Consider the following 23,998-nt stretch of genomic DNA (forward strand, 5'->3'; position numbering starts at 1 on the left):
TACAGATATTTCTCTGCAAGACCTTATTTTATTTAACAATTGAATGAATTATCGGCAGATGATATATCTTTCTCAAATTCACTCTTTAGTTGGTCGACCCACTTCCTGATTCGTTCATCTGTCTTATCGGGTTGGTTTTCGATATCCAGTGCCAATCCCATGAACATTCCTTTTTTCAATGCCTGAGATTGGTTGAAGTTATATCCTTCAGCAGATGTATACCCTATCAGGATTGCTCCCCGCTTAACAAATGCTTCTGCCAGATAACCGATCGCATCGACGAAATTATCCGGATATTTCACCTGATCTCCTAATCCGAAAACGGCCACTTTCTTTCCTTTCAGGTCGGCTGATGTTATTACCGGCATTATTTCATCCCAATAAGTCGGTAATTCACCGTCAAACCAGGTTGACGAACCGGCAATGATGTGGTCGTATGCCTCGAAATCTGCTTCTCCTGAATTCTCAACCGGGATAATATCGACCTGGACATCATGGAATGCTTCTTTTAGTTTTTGGGCGACTGCTGCTGTCTTTGCTGTAGACGAACCATAAAATAATCCTATCTTTTTCATATCTCGTTATAATTAATAATCCAACAATTCTTTGGCTGCCTTATAAATTTTCTTTTCATCCGGAAGGATCGCCTTTTCAAGTACCGGATGGAAGCCTACCGGCGTAAATATCGAACCGACCCGCTGTATAGGGGCATCCAGATACCGGAATAACTCCGATCCGATTATACTGGCTATTTCTGCTCCGAAGCCGGAGAACACTTTGTCTTCATGTACAATCAGAACCTTACTTGTCTTTTTTACAGATTCGAATATCGTATCCTTATCCAGCGGGATCAACGAACGGATGTCGATCACTTCCACATTCCGGTCGTGTTCTTTCTGTAGACGTTCCGCAACATTCAGACAGAGATGTGTCGTGTTACCATAGGTGATGATACTCATGTCTTCTCCCGGCCGACGGATGCGTGCTTTACCGAAAGGGACCTCGAAGTCATCGGGTACAACAGTAGCCGCTTCTGTGGCATTATAAAGAGCTTTGGGTTCCAGGAATAATGTGAAACCTTTGGAACGCATACTGGTGCGAAGCAAGCCGGCTGCATCATCGGCAAACGAAGGATAGACGATACGTGCTCCCGGCAAGGTGGTCAACGCACCTTCTATAGTTTGGGAATGATACAAACCTCCGCCGATGTAGCCACCGGAGGCTAGTCGCAGGGTGATATTCGGAGTAAACTGTCCGTAACTTCTCCAGTATTCATGCGTACATTCCACATATTGTTCGACGGCAGGCCAGAAGTAATCGGCAAATTCCGCTCCTTCAATTACGACATGTATTTTCGGGTCAAACCGGCACATCCCATTCGCTGATCCGACGATATAATCTTCTGCAATCGGAGCATTGAACACGCGTGCGTCTCCAAATTCCTGTTGCATGCCTTTCGATATATTGAATACACCGCCTTTGTCTTTGTTGGCAATATCCTGCCCCCAGATGAAAGTGTCCGGGTTGTGCCGGAATTCGGCTTTCAGGGTTTTATTGATGGCGGTAGCCAATGTTTCCTTTTCACCGGCTTCGTTTTGTACTCCGTCTATATATTTCTTTGGAATATAAGGTTCCGGTAATACGAAATCGGTGACGGTGGCAGGATCCGGATCAGGGGCGGCCAGTGCTTTCCGGTTGGCTGCACTCAGGTCTTTTTTAGCCTTTTCTTCGATCTCCTTCAGTTCTTCTTCGGTGAAACGTTTATAACGGAGAAGCATACGGCGGAACTTCTGCAAAGGATCGGCGGCCTTTACATAGTTTAATTCGTTCTCATCTCTGTACAAGGTATGTTTATCCGAGTTGGAGTGGGAGCCGATACGGACACAGTTCGCCTGTACGATCACCGGAATCCGGTTGAGCGCATACTCTTTAGCTTCCGTCATGGCATTCATCGAGTCGAACACGTCTTTACCGTTGCAATGAATAATCTTCAAGTTCTTAAAACCGGAGAAGTTATCGGCTACTTTGCGATTGGCCGTTTGGTCTTCTTTCGGTACGGATATTCCGTATCCGTTATCCTGAATGACGAATATGACCGGTAGCCTTTCCGTACTAGCTCCGTTAATCGCTTCGTATACGAACCCTTCGGATGTGGCCGACTCACCGTGGGAGGTAATGGCTACTCCTTTGTGCTTGTAATAAACCATTGCCCTGCCTACACCGGCGGCATGCAGGTCGTGGGTTCCTGTGGCGGAAGATATGTTTTCGATATTCCATTCCATTTTTGAGAAATGGTTCGACATATGGCGTCCGGCACTTGTCAGGTCGGTTGCTTTTGAGATTCCGTTCAGTATAAGCTCTTCGGGAGTCATGCCGGCTGATAATACCGTCAGCATATCCCGGTAGTAGGGGAACAGGAAATCTTCTCCTTTTTTGAATACCTGTCCGATCGCCAGCTGAATGCCGTCATGTCCTGCATAAGGAGCATAAAACGACCAGCCCAGCGATTGTAACAGGTAAGAAGGGGCCTTTTCATCGAGAGCCCGTCCTAATGTCATCAGATAAAACCATTTTTTCAGGGTTTCCTTGTCTGTATTCTTTATATCGTACTTTTTCATTTTTGAGCATATTAATTATTGATTCCAGTTTTCCAGATAATCGGCGATACGGCGCAGGAATGTTCCGCCCAATGTTCCGTTGATGATCCGATGGTCGTATGACAACGAGAGGTACATCTTATGGCGGATACCGATCGTGTCGCCTTCCGGTGTTTCGATCACGGCTGGTTTTTTCTCAATGTAGCCGACTCCCAGGATAGCAACCTGGGGCTGGTTGATAATCGGTGTACCGAACAGGTTTTTGAACGTGCCGAAATTAGTGATTGTAAAGGTACCTCCCTGTATATCGTCCGGAGCCAGTTTGTTATCACGAGCTTTATTTGCCAGTGTATCTATGGCAACAGCCAGGCCGTTCAGGTTTAGCTTGTCGGCATCATGAACAACCGGGACGATCAGATTCCCATCATTTAATGAAACGGCAATACCTACGTTAATATGTTTTTTCAGGATCATCTGGTAACCTTCTACCGACGCGTTTACCTGTGGAAAATCGGCCAAAGCTTTGGCTGTCGCTTCCGTAATGGCCGGCATATAAGTTAGGCTGATGCCCTCGCGTTTTTGGAAAGCCTCTTTATTACGGGTACGCCATTGTACCAGTTTGGTGACATCTACTTCCACTACTGTAGTAACATGTGGGGAAACCTTTTTGGATAACACCATGTGGTCTGCGATAATACGACGTACACGATCCATTTCGATGATCTTGTCTTCGCCGGTTGCTGATGACGGGGTGGAAGCGACAGAAGGAGCAGCTGCCGGGGTTGCTTTGGCCTGTACGGCCGGTTGGGCTTGCTGTTTTGTCATAGTGCCTTTCTTTCCGGAAAGATAATCTTTCATATCTTTCTTGCTCAGGCGTCCCATATAACCGGTTCCCGGGATATGATCCATTTCCTCCTTGCTCAGATTAGCTTCCTGTGCCATTTGGAGAACGACAGGCGAATACCATCTTTCCTCTTCTTTAGCGGCCTGTGCTTTGGGGATAACCGTAGAAGAGGATACGGTACTTGCGCTTGTTGTACTGTTTGCTTCTTCCTGGAGTGTAGTACTATTGTCCGGGATCTCTTCTTCAGATCCTTCCAGTTGGATGATGGCGACAGTCGTACCTACAGTAACCGTATCGCCTTCATTAAATAATATCTTAAATACTTTGCCGGCAACGGGAGAAGGGATCTCCGCGCTTACTTTTGCCGTGCTTACTTCGAAAAGCACATCATCCTCATTTACCTGATCACCAATTTTAACAGACCAGGAGATAATGGTTCCTTCTGTAACGCTTTCGCCCAACTTGGGCATTTTTATTTCAAATGTAGCCATAGTTAATTAATCTTTTTGCTTTTGTTCTTTCGCCGGATAAGGTCTGTCGACCTCTATGCGTTTTGTTTTACTCTATCGTTAAATTAGAACAAAGGTCAGACAAGGAAAGTTCTATTTTACAGAGGGTAAGTGTTGTAAATCCAGTTTTTGTCGGCATATTTGTTATTCCTTAACAACCGGATATTCTCCAGATCATCCTGGTTGAATTCGTAATAACGATTATTCTCGTTGTTGTTGAAGAAATAATCCATCAGCAAGCTTTTAAATGCATCGATAGTGGTTGGCTGCGGAAGTAAACCGGACAGGTTAGTGACCGGGCTTTTAACCGATTTGACGAAATAAGGATGTGGAATAGCCTTGTCGGAAGAAGGGATGCCTGACGGTTGGAGGGATCGGTTTAGTACATCCAGGTCTGTCGAAAATAACAGGGTGGCATGATGCATCATCCTGCGTTTGTGGATGGCCTGGGCACTGCCGGATATTTTCAATCCGTCAATGGTTAAGCCTTGTCGTTCATCTGCCCGTACATGGACTCCGACAGTTTCGAGAAAACGGATTATATTTTCAGTGAACCGGATGGAGTCGATCTGGCTGCTGTTCTCAATGAAGGTAAGGTTCAGGTTTCCCATATCGTGGTATACCGCACCTCCTCCGGAGAAACGGCGGGCGACTCTGATCTGTTTTTTCTTTATATATTCAAGATCCGTTTCCACCCATATATTTTGATGTTTCCCAATAACGACAGCCGGTTCATTCTGCCACAGCATAAAAATATCTTCTGAAAAGTTTTTTAAAAGATATTCTTCCGCAGCAAGATTGAACCAGGCGTCTGTATGGATGTTGTAAATGCAAAGCATTACATGTATAAACTTTCATGTATAACTTCTCCGACTGTCGGGTGGGGGAAGATATTCTTTTTGAATTGTTCGGTCGTATAACCGTTTTCCACAGCTATACCGGCGGCAATAATGATTTCGGATGCCGGATTTCCAAGCAGGTGGCAACCGATGATGCGATCGTCTGTATCGGTAATCAGTTTGCATAATCCCGTACCGGTTTCGTTCTCGGCCATAAAGCGACCTGAATAAGTCATTGGGATTTTCACTACATTATACGTGATGCCTTCTGCTTTCAATTCTTCTTCTGTTTTTCCTACACCAGCTACTTCCGGGTTGGTATAAACGACGGCAGGGATAGCTTTATAGCTCATCCGGTCTTCACGTCCCAACAAATGGTTAATAGCCACTTCCGCTTCCCTGTAAGCTGTATGGGCCAGCATGGAGAAACCGGTGATATCGCCACAGGCATATACATTCGGATGTGAGGTTTGCATGTATTCGTTCACTTTCACACCGTTGCGGAGAAGTTCGACCGACAGCGTTTCAAATCCCAGGTTACGGATGTTGGCTTTACGGCCTACACTGACCAGTATTTTATCTGCTTCAATCTTTTCTGTCTTACCGTCTTTTTCCACGATCACACTGTCCTGTGTAACCTCGATCACTTTTGTTTCAAGGAAGAACTCAACACCTCTCTTGGAATATTCTGCCCGTAGCATGGCTGAAGCTTCCTTATCCATAGCCCCGAGTATCTCCGGCATCATTTCGATCACCTTCACTTTGACGCCCATACTATTAAAGAAAGAAGCAAATTCGATACCGATAACTCCACCGCCGATAATAGCGATCGACCGGGGAAGCTCTTTCATATCCAGTGCCTCTTTGGAAGTCCAGTAATCTACCTCCGATAATCCTTTAATAGGCGGGATAACCGTTTCCGAACCGGTACACAGCAGGATATTTTTAACAGCAAACACTTCCTCGCCACACTGGATCAGGATATATCCGTCTTCTTCTCCCCGGATCAAAGCTTCTCCCTGCACGATTGTCACACCGTTACCGTTGAGTTTGGCCTTGACACCGAGTGTCAGTTTCTTTACAGTCTTATTTTTTCGTGTAATGATTTTACCCAGATCGAAGCCCGGAGCAGCATCCGCCTGTATTCCGTATTTGGACGCACTTTTTATGCTATCCAGTATTTTGGCTGAATATAATAACGTCTTGGTGGGGATACACCCCTCATTCAGGCAGACTCCTCCAATGGCATTTTTCTCAAAGAGAATGGTTTTTAACCCATTTTCGGCCGCCCGTTCACCGGCAGTGTAACCCGCCGGCCCTCCACCGATAATGGCTATATCGTATTTCATAATGGATGAACTTTAATTATTTGAAAATCAAAACGCGCTCTTTGAGTGGTCTGAACTCTTTCTCGCCCGGTTCTTTGGTCGGTGTACCGAACGGCATTTGTGCAATTAATTTCCAGTTCGGGTTGATGTTCCATTCTGCTTGTACCCTTTCATCGATTAATGGATTGTAATGTTGCAGGGAAGCTCCGAAACCGGCATCTTCCAGCATCGTCCATATAGTAAACTGATGCATTCCGGATGTTTGTTGCGACCAAATGGGGAAGTTATCTTTATAGCTGGGAAATGCTTTCTGCAAATTCTCCACCACTTCCATATCTTCATAGAACAGGATTGTGCCATACCCGCAATCGAAACTGGTATTTATCTTGGAAAGAGTTTTCTCGAACGCATCAGCCGGGACGATCACACGCAGGGCTTCTTTTGTTATATCCCAGAACTTCTTGTGATTTTCGCCCAAAAGGAGAACGACCCTTGTCGATTGTGAATTGAATGCAGAAGGAACGTTCGTCACGGCAAAGTCGATAATCTCTTTAATTTCATTGTCCGAAATAGGAGAGCTGTTAGTGATGTTATAATAGGTTCTCCTGTGCTTAACTGCTTCTTTAAAATTTTTAGCCATAATTTCTGTAAGTATTTATGTTTATTATCATTAGTAAAACCAATAATGTAATACTTTTGTTGCACGGATGTATATATATAAGTATAGGTGAAATTTATTGGAGAAAAATATGGTATAATAAAAAATATTTTTTACCTTTGCGCCCTGTAAAGAGAGAAACTCTATTAGAATCTTCGTTCTGATCATGATGCTAGTTCGGAAAGGGAAGACAGATAGCAGGAGTTGTAATTAATTTATTGCGTTAATAAAAAAAGAAGATAGCAATGTCTAAAATTTGTCAAATTACCGGAAAGAAAGCAATGGTTGGCAACAACGTTTCTCACTCTAAGAGAAGAACGAAACGTAAGTTTGATGTTAACCTGTTTACTAAAAAGTTCTACTGGGTAGAACAGGATTGTTGGGTTAGCCTGAATATTTCAGCCGCAGGCTTGCGTACTATCAATAAGCTGGGCTTAGATGCAGCAATTAAAAAGGCAGCTGAAAAAGGTTATTTAAACGCTTAATTTGGAGGAAAGAAAGAAATGGCAAAGAAAGCAAAAGGTAACAGAGTTCAGGTAATCATGGAATGTACTGAACACAAAGAAAGTGGTATGCCGGGTACATCCAGATACATCACTACAAAGAATAGAAAAAATACAACTCAGAGATTGGAACTGATGAAATACAATCCGATCCTGAAGAAGATGACTTTACACAAAGAAATTAAGTAATAGGAGATTTTAAACGATGGCAAAAAAAGCAGTTGCAACATTTAAGAAAGGTGACGGTCGTACTTACTCAAAAGTAATTAAGATGGTTAAGTCTCCGAAAACTGGTGCTTACATCTTCCAGGAAGAAATGGTTCCTAACGAAATGGTAAAAGATTATTTCGCGAAATAATTTTTAACTACATAAAATACGAAAAGAGGTTCTCCCGCAGTGGAGAGCCTCTTTTTTTGTTCTTTTCTTTAAGGATAAAAGAACACATATAATAATGCTCCAAATCAAATATTTTTTTACTTTTGTATGGGCGTTTACGACGCATCGCAAATAATATGTACAATAATAAAATTAATAATATAAACAATTAAGAACCATGAGATTTGATGTATCCAGCACTGCGCTGTTATCCCGTTTGCAGTCTATCAGCAAAGTTATTGCGTCTAAGAACTCTTTACCGATCCTCGACAGCTTTCTATTCGACCTGGATGGTAATAAACTGACTATAACAGCTTCGGATGCTGAAACACGTCTGGTTACTTCTGTTGAGGTGATGAATTCAAAAGGTGCCGGACTTTTCGCTGTTTCTGCTAAGATACTGCTCGATCCTTTGAAAGAATTGCCGGAGCAACCGCTTACTTTCGACATCAACGACGAGAACCTGGAGATTTTTATCCATTTCCAGAACGGTAAATATAACTTCATCGGACAGAAAGGGGATACTTATCCGCAGCAGAAGCCGCTGAATGATAATGCAATCGCTATTGTCGTTGAGTCGCAGATGTTGTTGAATGGCATCAGCCGCTCTTTGTTTGCGACAGCCGACGACGAACTTCGTCCGGTCATGAACGGTGTTTATTTCGACATCCATACAGACGACCTGACTTTTGTTGCTTCAGACGGGCATAAACTGGTTCGTTTGCGTAACCTGTCGGTGAAATCGCCCGAAAGAGCTTCTTTTATCCTACCGAAGAAACCGGCTAACCTGTTGAAGAATGTCTTGGCTAAGGGTTCGGAAATGGTAAGTATCAAGTTCGATGACAATAACGCTTATGTGAATTGCACGAACTTCGAAATGGTTTGCCGTCTGATCGAAGGACGTTACCCGAACTATAACAGTGTAATTCCGCAGGAAAACCCGTTCAAGGTAACGATCGACCGTGTATCGTTCCTGAATGCCCTGAAACGTGTATCCGTATTCTCTAACCCGGCAAGCAGCCTGGTTAAATTACAGTTGAAGGAAAGCGAAATGGTTGTTTCCGCTCAGGACATCGACTTCTCTACCTCTGCGGAAGAAAAGATCGTATGCCAGTTCGACGGAACAGAGCTGAATATCGGTTTCAAGGCTACTTACCTGATTGAAATATTGAGTAACATTAATTCGGAAGAAGTAATTCTGGAATTAGCAGACCCCTCACGTGCCGGCCTGATCGTTCCTGCTGAAAACGAAGAGAACGAAGACTTGCTGATGCTGCTTATGCCGATGATGTTGAATGACTAACAAATAAAAAATGCAATTAAACTTAAAAAACCCGATAGTCTTCTTCGACCTGGAGACTACGGGTATAAATATAGTAAAAGACCGTATCGTTGAAATTTCTTTTGTAAAGGTTCACCCTAACGGCAAAGAAGAGACGAAAACGAGAAGGATCAATCCGGAAATGCCCATTCCACCGGAGTCTACCGCTATTCACGGCATTACGGACGAAGATGTAAAAGATTGCCCTACTTTTAAAGAAATAGCCAAATCGCTGGCCGCACAGATCGAAGGTTGCGACCTGGCCGGATACAACTCCAACCGTTTCGATATTCCTTTGCTGGCTGAAGAATTTCTTCGGGCAGGTGTGGATATCGACCTGAATAAACGTAAGTTCGTGGATGTACAGACTATCTTCCACAAGATGGAGCAGCGTACATTGTCGGCTGCCTATAAGTTCTACTGTGATAAAAGCCTGGAAAATGCCCACACGGCAGAGGCCGATACAATGGCGACTTATGAGATCCTGAAGGCACAGTTGGATCGTTATTCTGATTTGCAGAACGATATCGACTTCCTTTCCAAATATTCCAGCTTCACGAGCAATGTGGACTTTGCAGGCCGTATGGTTTATAATGAGGATGGAAAAGAGGTGATCAATTTCGGTAAATACAAAGGAAAGCTGGTGGAAGAAGTATTGAAAACAGATCCCGGCTATTATTCCTGGATCATGAACGGTGATTTCCCGCTGAACACCAAAAAGATCCTTACAGAAATCAAATTGAGAGGTTTTAATTCGAAATAACAGCAATGAATAACTTTGAGTTTGCTAATCCCGTGAAAGTTGTTTTTGGGAAAGGTACGATTGCACGTTTATCCGCTTTGATCCCCGCCGGAAGCAAGGTGCTGATGGTGTACGGAGGCGGAAGCATTAAAAAGAACGGTATCTATGGTCAGGTGACGGATGCGTTGAAAGGCTTTGAGGTCACGGAATTTCCGGGTATCGAAGCTAACCCGCATTATGAAACTTGTATGAAAGCGGTAGAGATCGTCAAAGAGAAAAATATTGACTTTCTGCTGGCTGTGGGCGGTGGTTCGGTGATTGATGCCACCAAGTTTATTGCAGCCGCTTATTATTACGAAGGAGAACCCTGGGATATTCTTTCAAAAGGTGGAGTGATAAAACAGGCATTGCCATTGGGTGCTGTCTTGACTTTATCGGCTACCGGTTCCGAAATGAACGAACGTTCTGTTATCTCACGTGTCGAGACTCGCGAGAAACTGAATTTTGCCAGTCCGTTAGTCTTTCCTCAGTTCGCTATCCTTGATCCGGAAGTAACTTATTCATTACCTGCCCGGCAGGTGGCAAACGGCGTTGTAGACTCATTTATCCATGTCGTTGAGCAATATCTGACTTATCCGGTCAATGCAAAGGTACAGGATGCTTTCTCTGAAGGTCTGATGAAAGTGATCTATGAAGAGGGTATCAAAGTACTGGATCATCCGAATGATTACGATATCCGTGCCAACCTGATGTGGGCTGCTACCAATGCGCTGAACGTATGGATCGGGCAGGGTGTACCGCAGGATTGGTCGTCCCACCGGATGGGATATGCTTTGACTGCTCAGTTCGGTCTCGATCATGCACAGACGCTGGCTATCCTGTTGCCGGGAGTTATGACTTATATGTTCAAGGAAAAACAGGTGAAGCTGGCTCGTATGGGTGAAGTTGTTTTCAATATCACCGAAGGAACGGAAGAAGAACGTGCCCGTAAAACGATTGTGGCCTGTGAAGAGTTTTTCCGCCGGATGGGACTGAAAACCCGTTTGAGCGAATGTGGTATTAAAGAAAGTGATCTGGATGCACTTGCCGCCCCGGTAGATAAGCAGGGCTGGCATTTGGGTGAACACCATAATATTGACAGCAAGGTGACACGCGACATCCTGATGCTGCGTTTATAAAAGAAAAGATGCTGAAAGGTAAACATATCATATTAGGAATTACAGGAAGTATAGCTGCTTACAAGGCTGCTTATATTATCCGTTCCCTGGTGAAGAAAGGAGCCGAAGTGCAGGTTGTTATTACTCCTGCCGGGAAAGAATTTATCACGCCGATAACACTTTCTGCTTTAAGTAGTAAGCCAGTTATCAGTGAGTTTTTCTCTAACCGCGACGGTTCATGGAACAGTCATGTCGATCTGGGATTATGGGCGGATGCCATGTTGGTGGCTCCGGCTACGGCTTCGACGATCGGCAAGATGGCAAACGGTATTGCAGATAATATGTTGATCACGACCTATCTGTCATGTAAAGCTCCGGTATTCGTAGCTCCGGCTATGGATTTGGATATGTTCGCTCATCCTTCCACACAGCAGAACCTGGATCGTCTCCGTTCGTTCGGAAACCATATCATCGAACCGGCCGAAGGCGAACTGGCCAGTCATCTGGTTGGTAAGGGAAGGATGGAGGAACCGGACAAGATTATCACTGTCTTGGAGGAGTTTTTCGCTTCTCAAACCGTCCTTGAAAAAAAAAAGATTGTAATAACAGCCGGCCCGACGTACGAAAAGATTGATCCCGTACGTTTTATAGGTAACTATTCTTCCGGGAAGATGGGATTTGCATTGGCAGAAGCTTGTGCAGCACAGGGAGCGGAGGTCACGTTGATAGCTGGTCCGGTATCGTTGGCAACCGTTCATCCGAATATACGCCGGATCGATGTGGAGTCGGCTGACGAGATGTATGAAGCGGCTATGGCTGCCTATCCGCAGGCCGATGCCGGTATCTTATGTGCTGCGGTGGCCGATTACCGTCCGGAGGTACAGGCTGACGAAAAGATCAAACGGGAAAGTAAAGGAGATATCACGCTTCATCTGGTTCCGAACAAGGATATTGCCGCCTCTTTAGGAGCAATCAAACGGGAGGGACAGGTTTTAGTGGGTTTTGCATTGGAGACGAACAATGAAGCCACGAATGCCGAGAGTAAGCTGAAGCGGAAAAACCTCGATTTCATCGTTCTGAATTCACTTCGTGATGCAGGTGCCGGTTTCCGTTGCGATACCAATAAGATATCCATCATCGACAATAAGGGAGAATCGACCAGCTATCCGCTGAAAAGTAAACAGGGGGTGGCGACTGATATCGTAAACAAGTTGGCAACATTATTGAAATGAAAATGATTAAAAGACTGTTATTCCTGTTCCTGCTGGGGACTATACCTTTTACCGGTAAAGCGCAAGAGTTGAATGCCCAGGTCAAAATCAACAGAGATAAGATCCAGGGTACCATGACGGTGTTTGAAACACTGGAAAAAGCCTTGACCGAGTTCATCAACAACCGTAAATGGACGGATGCTACCTTCGCTGTAAACGAACGGATTGACTGTACTTTTAATATCATTATCAACGAAAAGCCTTCCGACAATAGTTTTAAGGCTGAAATACAGGTTCAGGCACGTCGTCCGGTCTATAATTCAAGTTATACGACTACACTGCTGAACTTTCGTGATACTCAGCTCGATTTCGATTATACGGAGTATGACCCGTTTGAATATACGGAAAACTCCCTGACAAGTAACCTGACGGCTACACTCGTCTTCTATATTTATACTATTCTGGGGCTCGACTTCGATAGCTTTGCACCTAAAGGAGGAAATCCTTTCTTTCAGCAGGCGCAGCAGATCGTAACCCTGGCGCAGGCACAGGTATCATGGAATGGCTGGAAGGCTTTCGATAGCGACCGTAACCGTCATGCACTGGCTACAGCCCTGACGGATAATACTTCCGATACTTTTCGTGATATGTGGTACAACTATCACCGCAAAGGTCTCGATGAAATGGCGGCTAATTCCGATCGCGCTCGTACGACAATCATATCTTTGTTGCCGGTCATGGAAGAGATAAAGAAAACCCGGCCGAACTCTGTCCTGTTGCAGATGTTTGCCGATGCCAAGTTGGACGAAGTAGTCTCCATCTATTCCAAAGCGACAACAACGGAGAAACAGGAAGGGTATAAGATGCTTTCCAACCTCTATCCGGCGATGACTACCCGTTTGGAGGCACTTAAAAAATAAAATTGAACTATGCTGAAGTCTTTATTTATACAGAACTTTGTCTTAATAGATAGTCTGGATATTCAGTTTGATAACGGCTTTTCGGTGATCACCGGTGAAACGGGAGCCGGAAAGTCTATTATTTTAGGGGCATTATCTTTGGTGCTCGGTCAGCGTGCGGATGGAAAGAGTATAAAGAATGGCTCCGATAAATGTGTGATCGAAGCGACCTTCGATGTCTCCAAATATCAGCTGGAAGAATTTTTCCATACGAATGACCTGGAGTATGACCCCGAGATCTGTATCCTTCGCCGGGAATTATTCGCCTCGGGTAAATCGCGTGCTTTTGTAAATGATTCGCCTGTATCCCTGAATGTCATGAAAGAGCTCGGAGGCCGTCTGATCGATATCCATTCACAGCATCAGAACCTGTTACTGGGCGATAACCGCTTCCAGTTGAAAGTGATCGATGTAATGGCGGAAAATGAAATCCTGCTGATCCTGTACCGTAAAGAATACCAGCGCTACCAGTCGCTGAAGAGAGAACTCCGGGTTATAACGGAAAAGGCCGACCAGAACCGCCAGGAAGAAGATTATATCCGTTTCCAACTCGAACAACTGACCGAAGGCCGTTTGGTCGTCGGAGAGCAGGAAGAATTGGAGCAGGAATTGGAAACATTGTCGCATGCCGAAGATATCAAAGGTTCGTTATATAAGATAACCGAGTTGCTGAACGGTGAAGAGCAGGGCAGTGTCCGCCTTATCAAGGAAGCGCTTTCTACGGCCGACTCGCTGGAACGCTATTACCCCAGGGCAAAGGAAATTGCAGAACGTCTGCGTTCCGCCTATATCGACCTGAATGATCTGGCTTCCGAAACCGATGTGTTGAAAGAAGATGTGGAGTTCAGCCCCGAACGCCTGGATTGGGTGAACGAACGTTTGAACACCCTTTATACCTTGGAGCAGAAACATCGTGTTTCGACTGTTGAAGAGTTGATCGCCATACAGGATAAATATACGGAGCAGCTTCGTGATATCGACTCGTTCGATGAACAGATCGATGCCATAAAGGCTCAGTTGGAGATATCCCATCAGGAACTGCTTCAGCAGGCTGCCGTATTGAGTGAGCAACGTAAGATCGCTTCCCGTGCGATCGCTTTCCAACTGGTGGAAATGGTTATTCCGCTGGGAATGCCCAATGTTCGTTTTGCTGTCGATTTTGTTGCCCGTCCCGAACCGGAAAGCGATGGAATGGACGATATCCGTTTTCTTTTCTCCGCCAATAAGAGCGGAGAGTTGCAACCGGTGGCACAAACGGCATCCGGTGGTGAAATATCCCGCCTGATGTTATGCATAAAAGCAATGATTGCCGGATTTACTGCTCTTCCTGCAATTATTTTTGATGAAGTAGACACAGGTGTTTCCGGAGATATTGCCGATAAAATGGGGGATATTATGCAGGATCTGGGTGCAAAGATGCAGGTGATCACCATTACACACCTGCCACAGATTGCCGCAAAGGGCAAAGATCATTTCTTTGTCTATAAGGAAGATACAACAGAACGTACGATTACCCGTATCAAGAAACTGAGCAAGGAAGAGCGTATAAAAGAAGTAGCCCGTATGTTGAGCGGTGCTTCTTTGACAGGAGCCTCTATCGCCAATGCGAAAGAGTTGTTGAAGGTGAAACGCTGATTTCACCGTTAAACCATTTCATCCGGGATCGGTCATAGTAGTAATTACTAACTAAAAACTAAAAGTCATGAAACGGATTTACCTATTATGTATGTTGATGTTATTGTGTAGTTTGCCGGGACAAGCTCAGTTTTGGATCAGTTTTGGTTGGAATGAACCACATTGCCAGAGTTGTCTTTGGATGGAACAGGCAATGCGTTTGAATGGCCGACAAGCTGCCGATTATCATAATATCGTTCATAAATATGGCCAGAAGATAGAGAAAGAGGCCCGTAAACATTACCGTTACTGGGATCAGTCGGCCAAGAAGATATTTAATCTGCGTATGGAACGCGACCGTAAGTTGCAACGTGTTCTTTCTCCTTCACAGTTCCGCCTGTATGTGCGCTTCGTCCGCGAACGTCCGCAGCGTATCCACGATTATCAGGGATGGTATAATAATCCTAATTATCCCGATTACCGCCCGTCGCATGTTTGCTGGCGTTACGAAGATCATTACTGGTATAATGAATGGGTATACAGTAATGGACGATGGAATGGACGTTTTGATGACGGTAAATGGTATCCGGGTAAATACGATAGCCCTGGTCATCGGAACCACCGCCCTGATAGATATGATCGTCCGTCCCGTCCTGATCACAACCAGCATTATGACAGACCGTCTCGTCCGCATAATGACCGGTATAGCAAGGATAAGAAGTCTGATAACAGAAGGGATCGTGACAAAGGCCGGGATAATAAAGACCGGAAAGAAAAAGATAAAAAAGACAAGAAAGAAAATAAACGTCAGGAAAGTAAACGTTCTGAAGTGTATCGCAGAAGCTGAAATCCGGTAACTGAACTTTCATGAACATGAGTTTGTTCCAATAATAAAGAATAAACTCATGTTCACACATTTTCTGAATCTTTTGGCAACGGTAATCAGTGTTGTAAGTCTGCTGATCGTTACTTACGGTGCATTGGTTGCTTTTATCGCTTTCATCACGAATGAACTGAAGCGGTTTACCGGACAGTATTCGCAGGTCAATATCCGTAGGCTGCGGGCTGAATTAGGTACTTATTTGTTATTGGGATTGGAGTTGTTGATTGCTTCCGATATCCTTAAGACCGTCCTGGAACCCAGTTTGGATGAACTGGCTATCCTTGGCGGTATTGTTGTTTTAAGGACTGTCTTGTCGGTCTTTTTGAATAAGGAGATCAAGGAATTAGACAGTGAAAAGAACGCTTCATAGTCCACCGGAATTAGGATATATCGTTAAAAATCGTACTTTTGCATTGCAGTAAAAGTAGACGGATGTTCAGAGTCAATAAGCAGATATTATTATTTATAGCCGGTTGTGTTTGGATCATAGCCGGAGCTAATATTCTGCGTATCGGAATTCTTACCTGGATGCATGAAGCCCATTATTCAGTATTGAAAGTAGGAGAAGCAGTTATCGTATTTGTGTTGTTTCTTAATTTTGTATTTCTACGTTTATTCAGGAAACATAGCCGGCGTATTGCCCAAAAGGGAGAAAAGAATTGCCCTTTCTCTTTCTTTGATGCTAAAGGTTGGATTGTAATGATTTTTATGATCACTTTAGGCGTAGGAATCCGTCATTCCCGTATATTGCCCGATTCTTTTATTTCCGTTTTTTATACCGGTCTTTCTTCCGCTCTCATCATAACCGGTATATTATTTCTTATTCAAAGCGTGAAGGAAGGTCGAAACAGTAAATAATGTTTGTATATTTGTATCCGCATTTTAAAGAAAGAATACAGTTAATATATATTTGATGAAAGAGAACGAAATGGTATTCGGCATACGTGCCGTGATTGAGGCTATCCAGGCCGATAAGGAAATAGATAAAATTCTTGTAAAGCGTGAGCTGCAGGGCGACCTTTCCCGTGAACTGTTTGAAGTACTGAAAGGGCGTGAAATACCTGTTCAACGGGTTCCGGCAGAGCGTCTGGATCGCTTGACCCGGAAGAACCATCAAGGCGTGATTGCATTTATTCCGGCGGTAAGCTATCAGCGTCTGGAAGATATCATACCGTTCGTTTATGAGCAGGGGAAAAACCCTTTCATCGTACTTTTGGACGGAATTACCGATGTCCGTAATTTCGGAGCGATAGCCCGTACCTGCGAATGTGCGGGAGTCGACGCTATTGTCATTCCGGCAAAGGGAAGCGTTACCGTCAATGCCGATGCCATCAAGACATCTGCCGGTGCATTGCATGTATTACCTGTTTGTAAGGAGAAAAGTATCTCGGATGCAATCCGTTTCCTTCAGGCAAGCGGAGTGAAAGTATATGCTGCAAGTGAAAAAGCGTACGAAAACTATACAGCTATCAAATATGAAGGCCCGGTAGCCATCGTGATGGGAGCGGAAGATACGGGTGTTTCGATGGACAACCTGCGTATCTGCGACAGTATGGTGAAGATCCCGCAGTTCGGTACGATCGGTTCGCTGAATGTATCGGTAGCAAGTTCTATTTTGGTTTACGAGGTGGTACGCCAGCGTATGAATGAAGAACAAAACAACTAATAGATAAAACACAATGAAAAAAGTTATTGCAACAACAAATGCACCTGCCGCGATAGGCCCTTACAGCCAGGCAGTACAAGTAGGAAATATGCTGTTCGCTTCCGGACAGCTGGGTATCGATCCGGTTACAGGTAACTTCGTGGAAGGGGCTGTGAAGGAACAGACCGCTCAGGCTTTTAAGAATGTCAAGGCTATCTTGACAGAAGCCGGATACAGCATCGACGATGTGGTGAAAACAACAGTATTCCTTGCTGATATGGGTGATTTCGTAGCCATGAACGAGGTATATGCTTCACAGTTTGAAGGCACTTTCCCGGCTCGTTCGGCTGTAGCTGTAAAAACGTTACCGAAGAATGGTCTGGTAGAGATCGAAGTGATTGCTGTAAAGGCTTGATAATCATAGTTGAAAAAATAAGGGACTTTTGGATTCAAAAGTCCCTTATTTTGTTCTTAAAAGTCTAGTCTTAACATTTCAAAAGACCCTTATTTTATTTAGGGTACTACCTTCCGAACAATTTGTTAAGTAAATCTTTCTTTCCCATCTTCTGTAATGCCTGGGTTATTTGCCGGCGAAATTCCGGTTTATACCAGAAGAAGAACTGTCGTTGTGCCAGTTTCTGCTCTTTGGTACGTGCGGTATAAACTTTCTCCAGCGTATAAGGATGATAACCGGTATAGTACATTTCGGTAGCCAGTGTCATCGGCGTAGGAGTGAAGTCCTGTACCTGTTCCAGTTGGAAATGCAGTTTCTTTGTTTCGATTGCCAGCTTGGCCATATCCTCTTCCGTACAGCCCGGGTGACTGGAAATAAAATAAGGGATTAACTGCTGGTTTAGCCCTTGTTGTTTATTGACGCGGTCGAATATCTTCTTGAATTGTCCGAATTGTTCGAAAGAAGGCTTGCGCATCATCTTCAGTACATTGTCTTCCGTATGCTCGGGTGCTACCTTCAGGCGTCCCGATACATGCCGGGCGATCAGTTCTTCCGTATAGCTTTGTGCTGACTTATTCACGATTTCATCGTCGTAACGGTGCAAAAGAAGGTCGTAACGGATACCGCTGCCGATGAATGAGCGTTTGATGCCCGGCAGACGGTCTACCGCTTTGTAAATATCCAGCAACGGCGTATGATCCGCATTCAGGTTCTTACATATCACCGGTGAGATACAAGACGGCTTTTTACATTTGGCACAGATACTCTGATCCTTGCCCTTCATCCGGTACATATTGGCTGAGGGGCCTCCCAGGTCGCTCAGGTTTCCTTTGAAGTCGGGCATTTCCGTGATTGCTTTTACCTCTTTCAGTATAGACTCTTTACTCCGGGAAGCGATGAACTTTCCCTGATGTGCTGAGATCGTACAGAATGCACAGCCACCGAAACATCCCCGGTGCATGTTGACGGAGAACTTGATCATTTCGAATGCCGGTATCGTTTTTCCTTTATATTTCGGATGCGGCAAACGGGTATAGGGCAGATCGAACGATGCATCTACTTCGGCTTCCGTCATGGGCGGGAAAGGTGGGTTGACCACAATGGTCTGCTTTCCTGCCTGTTGAAGAATACGGGAAGCATTATACTTATTCGATTCCTCTTCAATATGCCGGAAGTTTTTAGCTTGTTTCAGTTTGTCACGCAAGCACTCTTCATGTGAGAAAAGTACGATGTCATCGGGATTTTTCTCTTCTTTATCCGTCAGATAAGCTGTCTGGCGGATATCTCTCAGCTGATCGAACGCTTCTCCTTTCTGCAGGCGGGTGACCAGTTCTCTGATAGGTAATTCGCCCATTCCATAGATCAGCAGATCAGCCGGGCTGTCTATCAGAATACCCGGACGAAGTTTATCCTGCCAGTAGTCGTAATGAGTCAGCCTGCGTAAAGAAGCCTCGATTCCACCGAGCACGACCGGTACATCGGGATAGAGTTCCTTTAGTATTTTGGTATAGACAATGCTAGGGTAATCCGGCCGCATACCTGCCCGGCGATCCGGTGTGTATGCATCGTCGCTGCGCAACCGTTTGTTGGCGGTATAATGATTGATCATCGAATCCATCGCACCCGGAGAGACTCCGAAGAAGAGACGGGGTACTCCCAGCTTTTTAAAATCACGATAATCCCCGCGCCAATCCGGTTGCGGAACGATCGCCACACGGAGCCCCATTGCTTCGAGCGTACGTCCGATAACGGCAGCACCAAACGAAGGATGATCCACATAGGCATCCCCGCTAAAAAGAATAACGTCTATATAATCCCATCCCCGTGCATCAACTTCTTTCTTGGTTGTAGGCAACCAGGCTTCAGGTCTGAATGTTTTCATGGTGCAAAGGTAGTATATATTTCCCGATTTTGTATCCGATAGCTCCCAATACCAATAACAGGATGATCAGTGAACTGTAGGATTCAATATAAGCTGCTTTTACATACATGTCCGGATAAAATTCGAAAACGATCTCATGTTGTCCGGCTGGGATTCGCATAGCACGTAAAATCCAGTTTACACGGAAATGAGGGGCGGAGACACCATCAATATAAGCTTTCCATCCCGGTTGATAATAGATTTCAGAGAAAACAGCTAACTGCTCACTGGAAGTTGAAGAATGATAAATCAACCGGTTGGGGCGGTATGAAGTCAGTTTAATAGTCGCAGTAGGATCATATCGAGGGGTAAATCCCTGAAGTTCTGTTTCAAAACGTTTGTCTACCACGGCTTCTTGTTTCGGCTCCAGAGTTTGCAGGATGCTCATTTCTTCATCCGCATTCGCTGATATTTTGTAAGAAGGTACAAACCAGGCATTCCCATAAGCATAAGGATTTAGTAACGGTGGCTGATCGGGATTGTATATTATATATTTTGTGTTCAGCATATTGAGTGAAGGTATATGGAGAAAGGCTTCGTGAATATCTTCCATGCTCTGTGCCTGTTTGAATGAGGTACCGAGTAAATAGATTTCTTTCCATAACCGATGGTCAATCAGTTCCTGATATCTTCCGAGTTTTGCTGCATGATATCCTCCGATCGAATGATGAAAATAGGATGTATTGGTTTCCTTGAAAGGATCGTTGTTCGGGTTTAAGACACGAAAAGAGGTTGTATCTTCCAGTATCGATTTATCTGCTATGGAGATCTTATACGTTTCGTGTGGTTTTTCCCGGATAAATTTGGATTCATTTATATATCTCCTGTCTACATTCCACAGATCAATACCGGTTAGGACAGTTATTCCTATAGCTGCATACAGGGCTGTTCTCTTTTTATTTTTTGCTTTCCAATACCAGAAAATGAGAGCGGCTCCCAGTAAAATAAAGATCAGGGAACGAAGTGCATCCGTCGAAGCCATTGAAGCCCTGTCGATACGTAATGCGTTGATAAACCAATCAGGTAGGTTCTGGTTGTAATCGATCTCCGAACTGAATTCGAGGATAGCTGATGGCGTTAACCAGATAAATATGCATATACCTCCTGTTACTGACAGGGCAGTAATAAAGCCTTTTTTGAAAGTATTCTTGTCTACTCGTTGTTCAAATAGCATTTTAAGTCCCCATACGGCGATTATAGGACAAACCAATTCGGGGATGACGAGTGCCATTTCTACTGCCCGGAATTTATTATATAAAGGTAGATAATGAAAAATAAAATCATTGAACCAGGCCAAATTACGTCCAAGAGCCAATAATGTGATAAACATGGCTCCGGCAAACAGCCACCATTTGTAGGAGCTTTTTACGGCAAACATCCCGAATATGAACAGGAAGCAAATGACGGCTCCAAAATAGACCGGGCCGGAAGTAGAAGGTTTGTCTCCCCAATAGACCCATGCCTGCAATTCATCGATGGGTTTTCCCGTCATGCGGCGATATTCATGTATTACTTGAGAGTCATTGTCTAATCTCCCTATTGACGGGCCACCGTAAGCATTCGGTATTAATAAGGTCAACAGCTCTTTTTTGCCATAACTCCATTGGAATGCATAATCTCTGTCCAGGCCATCGGATTTCTTTTCTCCGGTAGTCTTTGGCGTAGTTAGTTCGCTTCCGCCACGGGTTGAATGTTGTCCTAAATCCCAGTCTGCATATAACTTCTTTGTGTTGGGTAGGATCGCAAGGATTACGCATATAGCCATGATGGCAGTCGTTTTTCCACAGTCCCGGTATTGTTTGTTTTTTATAATCTGCACGACGTATCCGCCATAGATGAAAAGGCAGAGCAGGAACAGGTAATAGGTGATCTGAATATGTCCGTTATTGATTGAAAAGGCGATCCCTAACAGAAACAGTACGGCACCCCATAAATAATTGCGTTTGAACAGTAATGCCATGCCGGCCAATGTCAGAGGCATATAGGCGATCACATAGGCTTTGGTGATATGCCCGGCTTCGATAATAATAATATTGTATGAAGCGAATGCAAATGCGATCGAGCCGGCAATGGCCAGCCACCAGCTCATTCCCATTGCATACATTAGAATATAGAAGCAGATCAGTCCGGTAAATACCATGCTGGCCGTACCATAATCGATCGATTTAAGAGGTCTTTCCAGCCAGGTAAAACCGGGTAGCTTAGGTGCGGCATCTCCATATCCGCTAATATAGGGCATCCCGCTGAACATGGCATCAGACCATACACTAAATTCACCCTTTGCGGCTGTTTCTTCGTAAGGAGCCATCTGACTGTTCCCCATACCCGTTGCTTTCTCATTATCCATTTGCCGCAAGGTTTTCCCGTCCAGTACGGAAGGTGAAAAGAATACGATAACCAGAACGGCGAACAAAGTCACTGATGCTATATGTTTGCCCCATTGTCTAACTGTGCTTTGTATTTGTGCAGTCATAATCTTATTTTTATTATAATTTTATTTCCGGCAAAAATATAAAGACATATCTTTTCCTGACAGGCCATTAACGGGAATGCCTGATGGTGTGGCGGTAATAAGCTTGTATATAGCTTCTTATCTTGTGGCCTATTAACAAGGTTAGTATTTGAGAACGGTACGAAACCGGGATATTCCGGATAGTTTTCAGACTTTCATCAGATAAGAATGAAAAGCTTCGGCATTGTCGAACTTCATTTTCTTAACCAGTTGAGTACGTTTTACCCGGATGGAATTTTGGGTATATCCCAGTAAAACCGCCTGTTCATCACTGCGGAATCCTGCTCGTACAAAACAGCATAGTTGTAAATCTTTGTTTGACAGATCGGGGTATATTCTTTTTATTTTATCTACAAATCCATCATACAGGTCATTGATGACCGGATAAATATTTTCCCAGTCCATCATATTCTTTCCAAATACTTTTTGAAACTGGATCATAAATTCTTTGGTATTGTTCGAGCTGACAACATTCATTTGTGCAACTTTTCGGGCAATATCCAGTTTATCCATCAGAAAATTCCGTAACTGCTCATTTTTTTCATCCCGTTCAGATAAGACCTGGTTGTACTCTTGCAATTGTATTGCCTGTTTGGACAACATTTCCCGGAAAGTAGTAAGTGTCTGTCCGGCTTCCTGCAACTCGTCTTTTTTTCGTTTGATATAGTTTGTTACAAACCATCCGGTGCGTACCGCCAGTAATAGAATAAAAATAACAAGGATGATCAGTTTAAGCCGGTGTTCCGTAATCCGGTTATATATCTTTTCCATCTGCTCTTTTTCGTGCAACTCCCGGATATACGGAATGGAGTTATTCATAGCAGTTTTATAAATTTGATCCTGAAGCTGGTTGATCATCTTTGTTTCCTGTAAAGAGGATTCGGGATCATCTTTTGCCTCATAAATCTTTGACATCAGAGTATGATAGAGTAGTTTTGATTCAGGCTGATCCCAGTATTTCCTGTCAGGCATTCCTTTTGCGTATTTAGCCGCCCCTTCAATATCTCCTTCTTGTAATAAGCAGTTGGATAGAACCCAATTATTCCATAATGCCTGTTCATCTGTTTTATCTTTTTCCATCGATATCTCTGCCTGTTCCCTGGCTTTGGCATACTGCTCCAAATCAAGGAACATGCAAGCCATCCTTCGGTTTATCCGGGCCATAAGACCATCGTCTCCGGTGTTATTCGTGTAATCCAAGACTTGCTGGTAATAATATAACGCGCTGTCTTGTTCTGCTTCTTCGGCAAACATTGCACCGATATATTCGAGCGTAAGTATTTCCTTTACTTTGTTTTTGCTTTTTGAATAATAATCCTGTGATATTTTAAAGCTTTCCAATGCCTTGTTATAGTTACGGTTTCTGTTATAGGCATTGCCGATGTTATAATAAATGGATCCCAACAGATCATTGTTTTTAGTTCCTTCTGCGAAATCTTTGGCGATCAGTAGATATTTCATTGCCTTTTCGTTATCGTTTCGGGCAAAATGTACACGTGCTGTATATAGATTGGCTTTAGCTGCATTCAGGGAGTCTCTGGCTTGCGAATAATAAGTGGCGGAGATATGGATCAGGCTGTCGTCTTTTATATTGGCTCCTGTTTTCTCATGTGCCTGAATTTTTAACAGCCAATATTTTGCATATTCATTTTTAGATAACTTTTCCGGATGCTCTATGGACTGTATGAACGATAATGCAGAATCAGGATATTCGGCCAACGACTGTTCTGCTTGTTGAAATATCTGAGTATTCTTATTTTGATATCGGTTACAAGAGCAAAGAGCGGTGAATACCATTAACATTGATACAATAGTAATCCTTATATAATAATATCCGTTTATCATATAAATTTCATTTTTGTTATTGCTTCTTTCATTGAACTGTGATGCAAAGATATGGATAAAGGTATAACTTTTGTTTATAG

Annotated in this window: 23 protein-coding genes; 14 read left to right on the forward strand and 9 right to left on the reverse strand. The window is 44.0% G+C overall.

Annotation, left to right across the window (positions count from 1 at the left end; all coding sequences use genetic code 11):
• Positions 1-32: 32 nt before the first annotated feature.
• From HMPREF1212_RS09875 to HMPREF1212_RS09900, 6 genes are all read right to left on the reverse strand, one after another.
• Positions 33-575: a flavodoxin gene (locus tag HMPREF1212_RS09875; protein WP_046149246.1), complete on the reverse strand. Its 543-nt coding sequence runs from the start codon at positions 573-575 to the stop codon at positions 33-35.
• 12 nt (positions 576-587) lie between these two features.
• A complete protein-coding gene (locus HMPREF1212_RS09880) occupies positions 588-2,618 on the reverse strand; it encodes an alpha-ketoacid dehydrogenase subunit alpha/beta (RefSeq protein WP_046149247.1) in 2,031 nt (676 codons plus the stop codon).
• A gap of 15 nt (positions 2,619-2,633) precedes the next feature.
• Positions 2,634-3,932 (reverse strand): dihydrolipoamide acetyltransferase family protein, encoded by a 1,299-nt coding sequence (locus HMPREF1212_RS09885; RefSeq protein ID WP_046149248.1) that lies wholly within the window; start codon positions 3,930-3,932, stop codon positions 2,634-2,636.
• Positions 3,933-4,048: 116 nt separating this feature from the next.
• The gene (locus HMPREF1212_RS09890; RefSeq protein WP_046149249.1) at positions 4,049-4,789 is read right to left on the reverse strand and encodes a lipoate--protein ligase family protein; all 741 of its coding nucleotides are present in this window, start codon (positions 4,787-4,789) and stop codon (positions 4,049-4,051) included.
• Positions 4,789-6,138 (reverse strand): dihydrolipoyl dehydrogenase, encoded by a 1,350-nt coding sequence (gene lpdA / locus HMPREF1212_RS09895; protein WP_046149250.1) that lies wholly within the window; start codon positions 6,136-6,138, stop codon positions 4,789-4,791. Before lpdA ends, HMPREF1212_RS09890 begins: the two co-directional genes overlap by 1 nt.
• Positions 6,139-6,154: 16 nt before the next feature.
• The gene (locus HMPREF1212_RS09900) at positions 6,155-6,757 is read right to left on the reverse strand and encodes a nitroreductase family protein (RefSeq protein WP_046149251.1); all 603 of its coding nucleotides are present in this window, start codon (positions 6,755-6,757) and stop codon (positions 6,155-6,157) included.
• 263 nt (positions 6,758-7,020) lie between these two features.
• On the opposite strand from HMPREF1212_RS09900, the gene rpmB reads away from it, so the two are divergent.
• From rpmB to HMPREF1212_RS09965, 14 genes are all read left to right on the forward strand, one after another.
• Positions 7,021-7,260, forward strand: coding sequence for a 50S ribosomal protein L28 (rpmB, locus tag HMPREF1212_RS09905; protein WP_005638129.1), 240 nt, complete (start codon positions 7,021-7,023; stop codon positions 7,258-7,260).
• Positions 7,261-7,278: 18 nt separating this feature from the next.
• The gene (gene rpmG / locus HMPREF1212_RS09910; protein WP_007657199.1) at positions 7,279-7,467 is read left to right on the forward strand and encodes a 50S ribosomal protein L33; all 189 of its coding nucleotides are present in this window, start codon (positions 7,279-7,281) and stop codon (positions 7,465-7,467) included.
• A gap of 16 nt (positions 7,468-7,483) precedes the next feature.
• On the forward strand, positions 7,484-7,636 hold the full coding sequence (locus tag HMPREF1212_RS26655; RefSeq protein WP_081693391.1) for a DUF4295 domain-containing protein: 153 nt from the start codon (positions 7,484-7,486) through the stop codon (positions 7,634-7,636).
• A gap of 196 nt (positions 7,637-7,832) precedes the next feature.
• Positions 7,833-8,957, forward strand: coding sequence for a DNA polymerase III subunit beta (dnaN, locus tag HMPREF1212_RS09915; protein ID WP_028729123.1), 1,125 nt, complete (start codon positions 7,833-7,835; stop codon positions 8,955-8,957).
• Between the two features lie 10 nt (positions 8,958-8,967).
• Complete coding sequence (locus HMPREF1212_RS09920) at positions 8,968-9,738, forward strand: 3'-5' exonuclease (RefSeq protein ID WP_028729124.1); 771 nt, start codon at positions 8,968-8,970, stop codon at positions 9,736-9,738.
• A 5-nt stretch (positions 9,739-9,743) separates the two neighbouring features.
• Positions 9,744-10,895: an iron-containing alcohol dehydrogenase gene (locus HMPREF1212_RS09925; RefSeq protein WP_046149252.1), complete on the forward strand. Its 1,152-nt coding sequence runs from the start codon at positions 9,744-9,746 to the stop codon at positions 10,893-10,895.
• 8 nt (positions 10,896-10,903) lie between these two features.
• Positions 10,904-12,106 carry a bifunctional phosphopantothenoylcysteine decarboxylase/phosphopantothenate--cysteine ligase CoaBC gene (gene coaBC, locus HMPREF1212_RS09930; protein WP_046149253.1) on the forward strand — a complete coding sequence of 401 codons (1,203 nt, stop codon included), beginning with the start codon at positions 10,904-10,906 and terminating at the stop codon, positions 12,104-12,106.
• On the forward strand, positions 12,103-13,005 hold the full coding sequence (locus HMPREF1212_RS09935; protein WP_046149254.1) for a type IX secretion system protein PorD: 903 nt from the start codon (positions 12,103-12,105) through the stop codon (positions 13,003-13,005). Before coaBC ends, HMPREF1212_RS09935 begins: the two co-directional genes overlap by 4 nt.
• Before the next feature lie 9 nt (positions 13,006-13,014).
• Positions 13,015-14,679, forward strand: a complete 1,665-nt coding sequence (gene recN / locus HMPREF1212_RS09940; RefSeq protein ID WP_046149255.1) for a DNA repair protein RecN — start codon at positions 13,015-13,017, stop codon at positions 14,677-14,679.
• A gap of 67 nt (positions 14,680-14,746) precedes the next feature.
• A complete protein-coding gene (locus HMPREF1212_RS09945; protein WP_046149256.1) occupies positions 14,747-15,505 on the forward strand; it encodes a hypothetical protein in 759 nt (252 codons plus the stop codon).
• A gap of 58 nt (positions 15,506-15,563) precedes the next feature.
• Entirely contained in the window at positions 15,564-15,911 is a 348-nt protein-coding gene (locus tag HMPREF1212_RS09950; protein ID WP_046149257.1) for a DUF1622 domain-containing protein, read from the forward strand.
• A gap of 62 nt (positions 15,912-15,973) precedes the next feature.
• Entirely contained in the window at positions 15,974-16,399 is a 426-nt protein-coding gene (locus HMPREF1212_RS09955; RefSeq protein ID WP_028729130.1) for a hypothetical protein, read from the forward strand.
• A 55-nt stretch (positions 16,400-16,454) separates the two neighbouring features.
• Complete coding sequence (gene rlmB, locus HMPREF1212_RS09960; RefSeq protein WP_046149258.1) at positions 16,455-17,207, forward strand: 23S rRNA (guanosine(2251)-2'-O)-methyltransferase RlmB; 753 nt, start codon at positions 16,455-16,457, stop codon at positions 17,205-17,207.
• 13 nt (positions 17,208-17,220) lie between these two features.
• A complete protein-coding gene (locus tag HMPREF1212_RS09965; protein ID WP_028729132.1) occupies positions 17,221-17,601 on the forward strand; it encodes a RidA family protein in 381 nt (126 codons plus the stop codon).
• A gap of 106 nt (positions 17,602-17,707) precedes the next feature.
• Here HMPREF1212_RS09965 and HMPREF1212_RS09970 read toward each other — a convergent pair whose 3' ends face one another.
• The 3 genes from HMPREF1212_RS09970 to HMPREF1212_RS09980 form a co-directional block, all read right to left on the reverse strand.
• Positions 17,708-19,522 carry a YgiQ family radical SAM protein gene (locus HMPREF1212_RS09970; protein WP_046149259.1) on the reverse strand — a complete coding sequence of 605 codons (1,815 nt, stop codon included), beginning with the start codon at positions 19,520-19,522 and terminating at the stop codon, positions 17,708-17,710.
• Positions 19,503-22,022, reverse strand: a complete 2,520-nt coding sequence (locus HMPREF1212_RS09975; RefSeq protein WP_046150325.1) for a YfhO family protein — start codon at positions 22,020-22,022, stop codon at positions 19,503-19,505. Before HMPREF1212_RS09975 ends, HMPREF1212_RS09970 begins: the two co-directional genes overlap by 20 nt.
• Before the next feature lie 198 nt (positions 22,023-22,220).
• On the reverse strand, positions 22,221-23,918 hold the full coding sequence (locus HMPREF1212_RS09980; RefSeq protein ID WP_046149260.1) for a tetratricopeptide repeat protein: 1,698 nt from the start codon (positions 23,916-23,918) through the stop codon (positions 22,221-22,223).
• Positions 23,919-23,998 lie beyond the last annotated feature (80 nt).

It is taken from the genome of Parabacteroides sp. HGS0025 (genome assembly GCF_000969845.1).
In the GTDB taxonomy this organism is placed as follows: domain Bacteria; phylum Bacteroidota; class Bacteroidia; order Bacteroidales; family Tannerellaceae; genus Parabacteroides; species Parabacteroides gordonii.

Coding starts and splice junctions, on each gene's coding strand:
- HMPREF1212_RS09965 (WP_028729132.1), top strand. CDS start 17,221: ATGAAAAAAGTTATTGCAACAACAAATGCACCTGCCGCGATAGGCCCT.
- HMPREF1212_RS09945 (WP_046149256.1), top strand. CDS start 14,747: ATGAAACGGATTTACCTATTATGTATGTTGATGTTATTGTGTAGTTTG.
- recN (WP_046149255.1), top strand. CDS start 13,015: ATGCTGAAGTCTTTATTTATACAGAACTTTGTCTTAATAGATAGTCTG.
- HMPREF1212_RS09950 (WP_046149257.1), top strand. CDS start 15,564: ATGTTCACACATTTTCTGAATCTTTTGGCAACGGTAATCAGTGTTGTA.
- rpmB (WP_005638129.1), top strand. CDS start 7,021: ATGTCTAAAATTTGTCAAATTACCGGAAAGAAAGCAATGGTTGGCAAC.
- lpdA (WP_046149250.1), bottom strand. CDS start 6,138: ATGAAATACGATATAGCCATTATCGGTGGAGGGCCGGCGGGTTACACT.
- coaBC (WP_046149253.1), top strand. CDS start 10,904: ATGCTGAAAGGTAAACATATCATATTAGGAATTACAGGAAGTATAGCT.
- HMPREF1212_RS09980 (WP_046149260.1), bottom strand. CDS start 23,918: ATGATAAACGGATATTATTATATAAGGATTACTATTGTATCAATGTTA.
- HMPREF1212_RS09880 (WP_046149247.1), bottom strand. CDS start 2,618: ATGAAAAAGTACGATATAAAGAATACAGACAAGGAAACCCTGAAAAAA.
- dnaN (WP_028729123.1), top strand. CDS start 7,833: ATGAGATTTGATGTATCCAGCACTGCGCTGTTATCCCGTTTGCAGTCT.
- HMPREF1212_RS09955 (WP_028729130.1), top strand. CDS start 15,974: ATGTTCAGAGTCAATAAGCAGATATTATTATTTATAGCCGGTTGTGTT.
- HMPREF1212_RS09925 (WP_046149252.1), top strand. CDS start 9,744: ATGAATAACTTTGAGTTTGCTAATCCCGTGAAAGTTGTTTTTGGGAAA.
- HMPREF1212_RS09900 (WP_046149251.1), bottom strand. CDS start 6,757: ATGGCTAAAAATTTTAAAGAAGCAGTTAAGCACAGGAGAACCTATTAT.
- HMPREF1212_RS09890 (WP_046149249.1), bottom strand. CDS start 4,789: ATGCTTTGCATTTACAACATCCATACAGACGCCTGGTTCAATCTTGCT.
- HMPREF1212_RS09935 (WP_046149254.1), top strand. CDS start 12,103: ATGAAAATGATTAAAAGACTGTTATTCCTGTTCCTGCTGGGGACTATA.
- rpmG (WP_007657199.1), top strand. CDS start 7,279: ATGGCAAAGAAAGCAAAAGGTAACAGAGTTCAGGTAATCATGGAATGT.
- HMPREF1212_RS09885 (WP_046149248.1), bottom strand. CDS start 3,932: ATGGCTACATTTGAAATAAAAATGCCCAAGTTGGGCGAAAGCGTTACA.
- HMPREF1212_RS09920 (WP_028729124.1), top strand. CDS start 8,968: ATGCAATTAAACTTAAAAAACCCGATAGTCTTCTTCGACCTGGAGACT.
- HMPREF1212_RS09970 (WP_046149259.1), bottom strand. CDS start 19,522: ATGAAAACATTCAGACCTGAAGCCTGGTTGCCTACAACCAAGAAAGAA.
- HMPREF1212_RS26655 (WP_081693391.1), top strand. CDS start 7,484: ATGGCAAAAAAAGCAGTTGCAACATTTAAGAAAGGTGACGGTCGTACT.
- rlmB (WP_046149258.1), top strand. CDS start 16,455: ATGAAAGAGAACGAAATGGTATTCGGCATACGTGCCGTGATTGAGGCT.
- HMPREF1212_RS09875 (WP_046149246.1), bottom strand. CDS start 575: ATGAAAAAGATAGGATTATTTTATGGTTCGTCTACAGCAAAGACAGCA.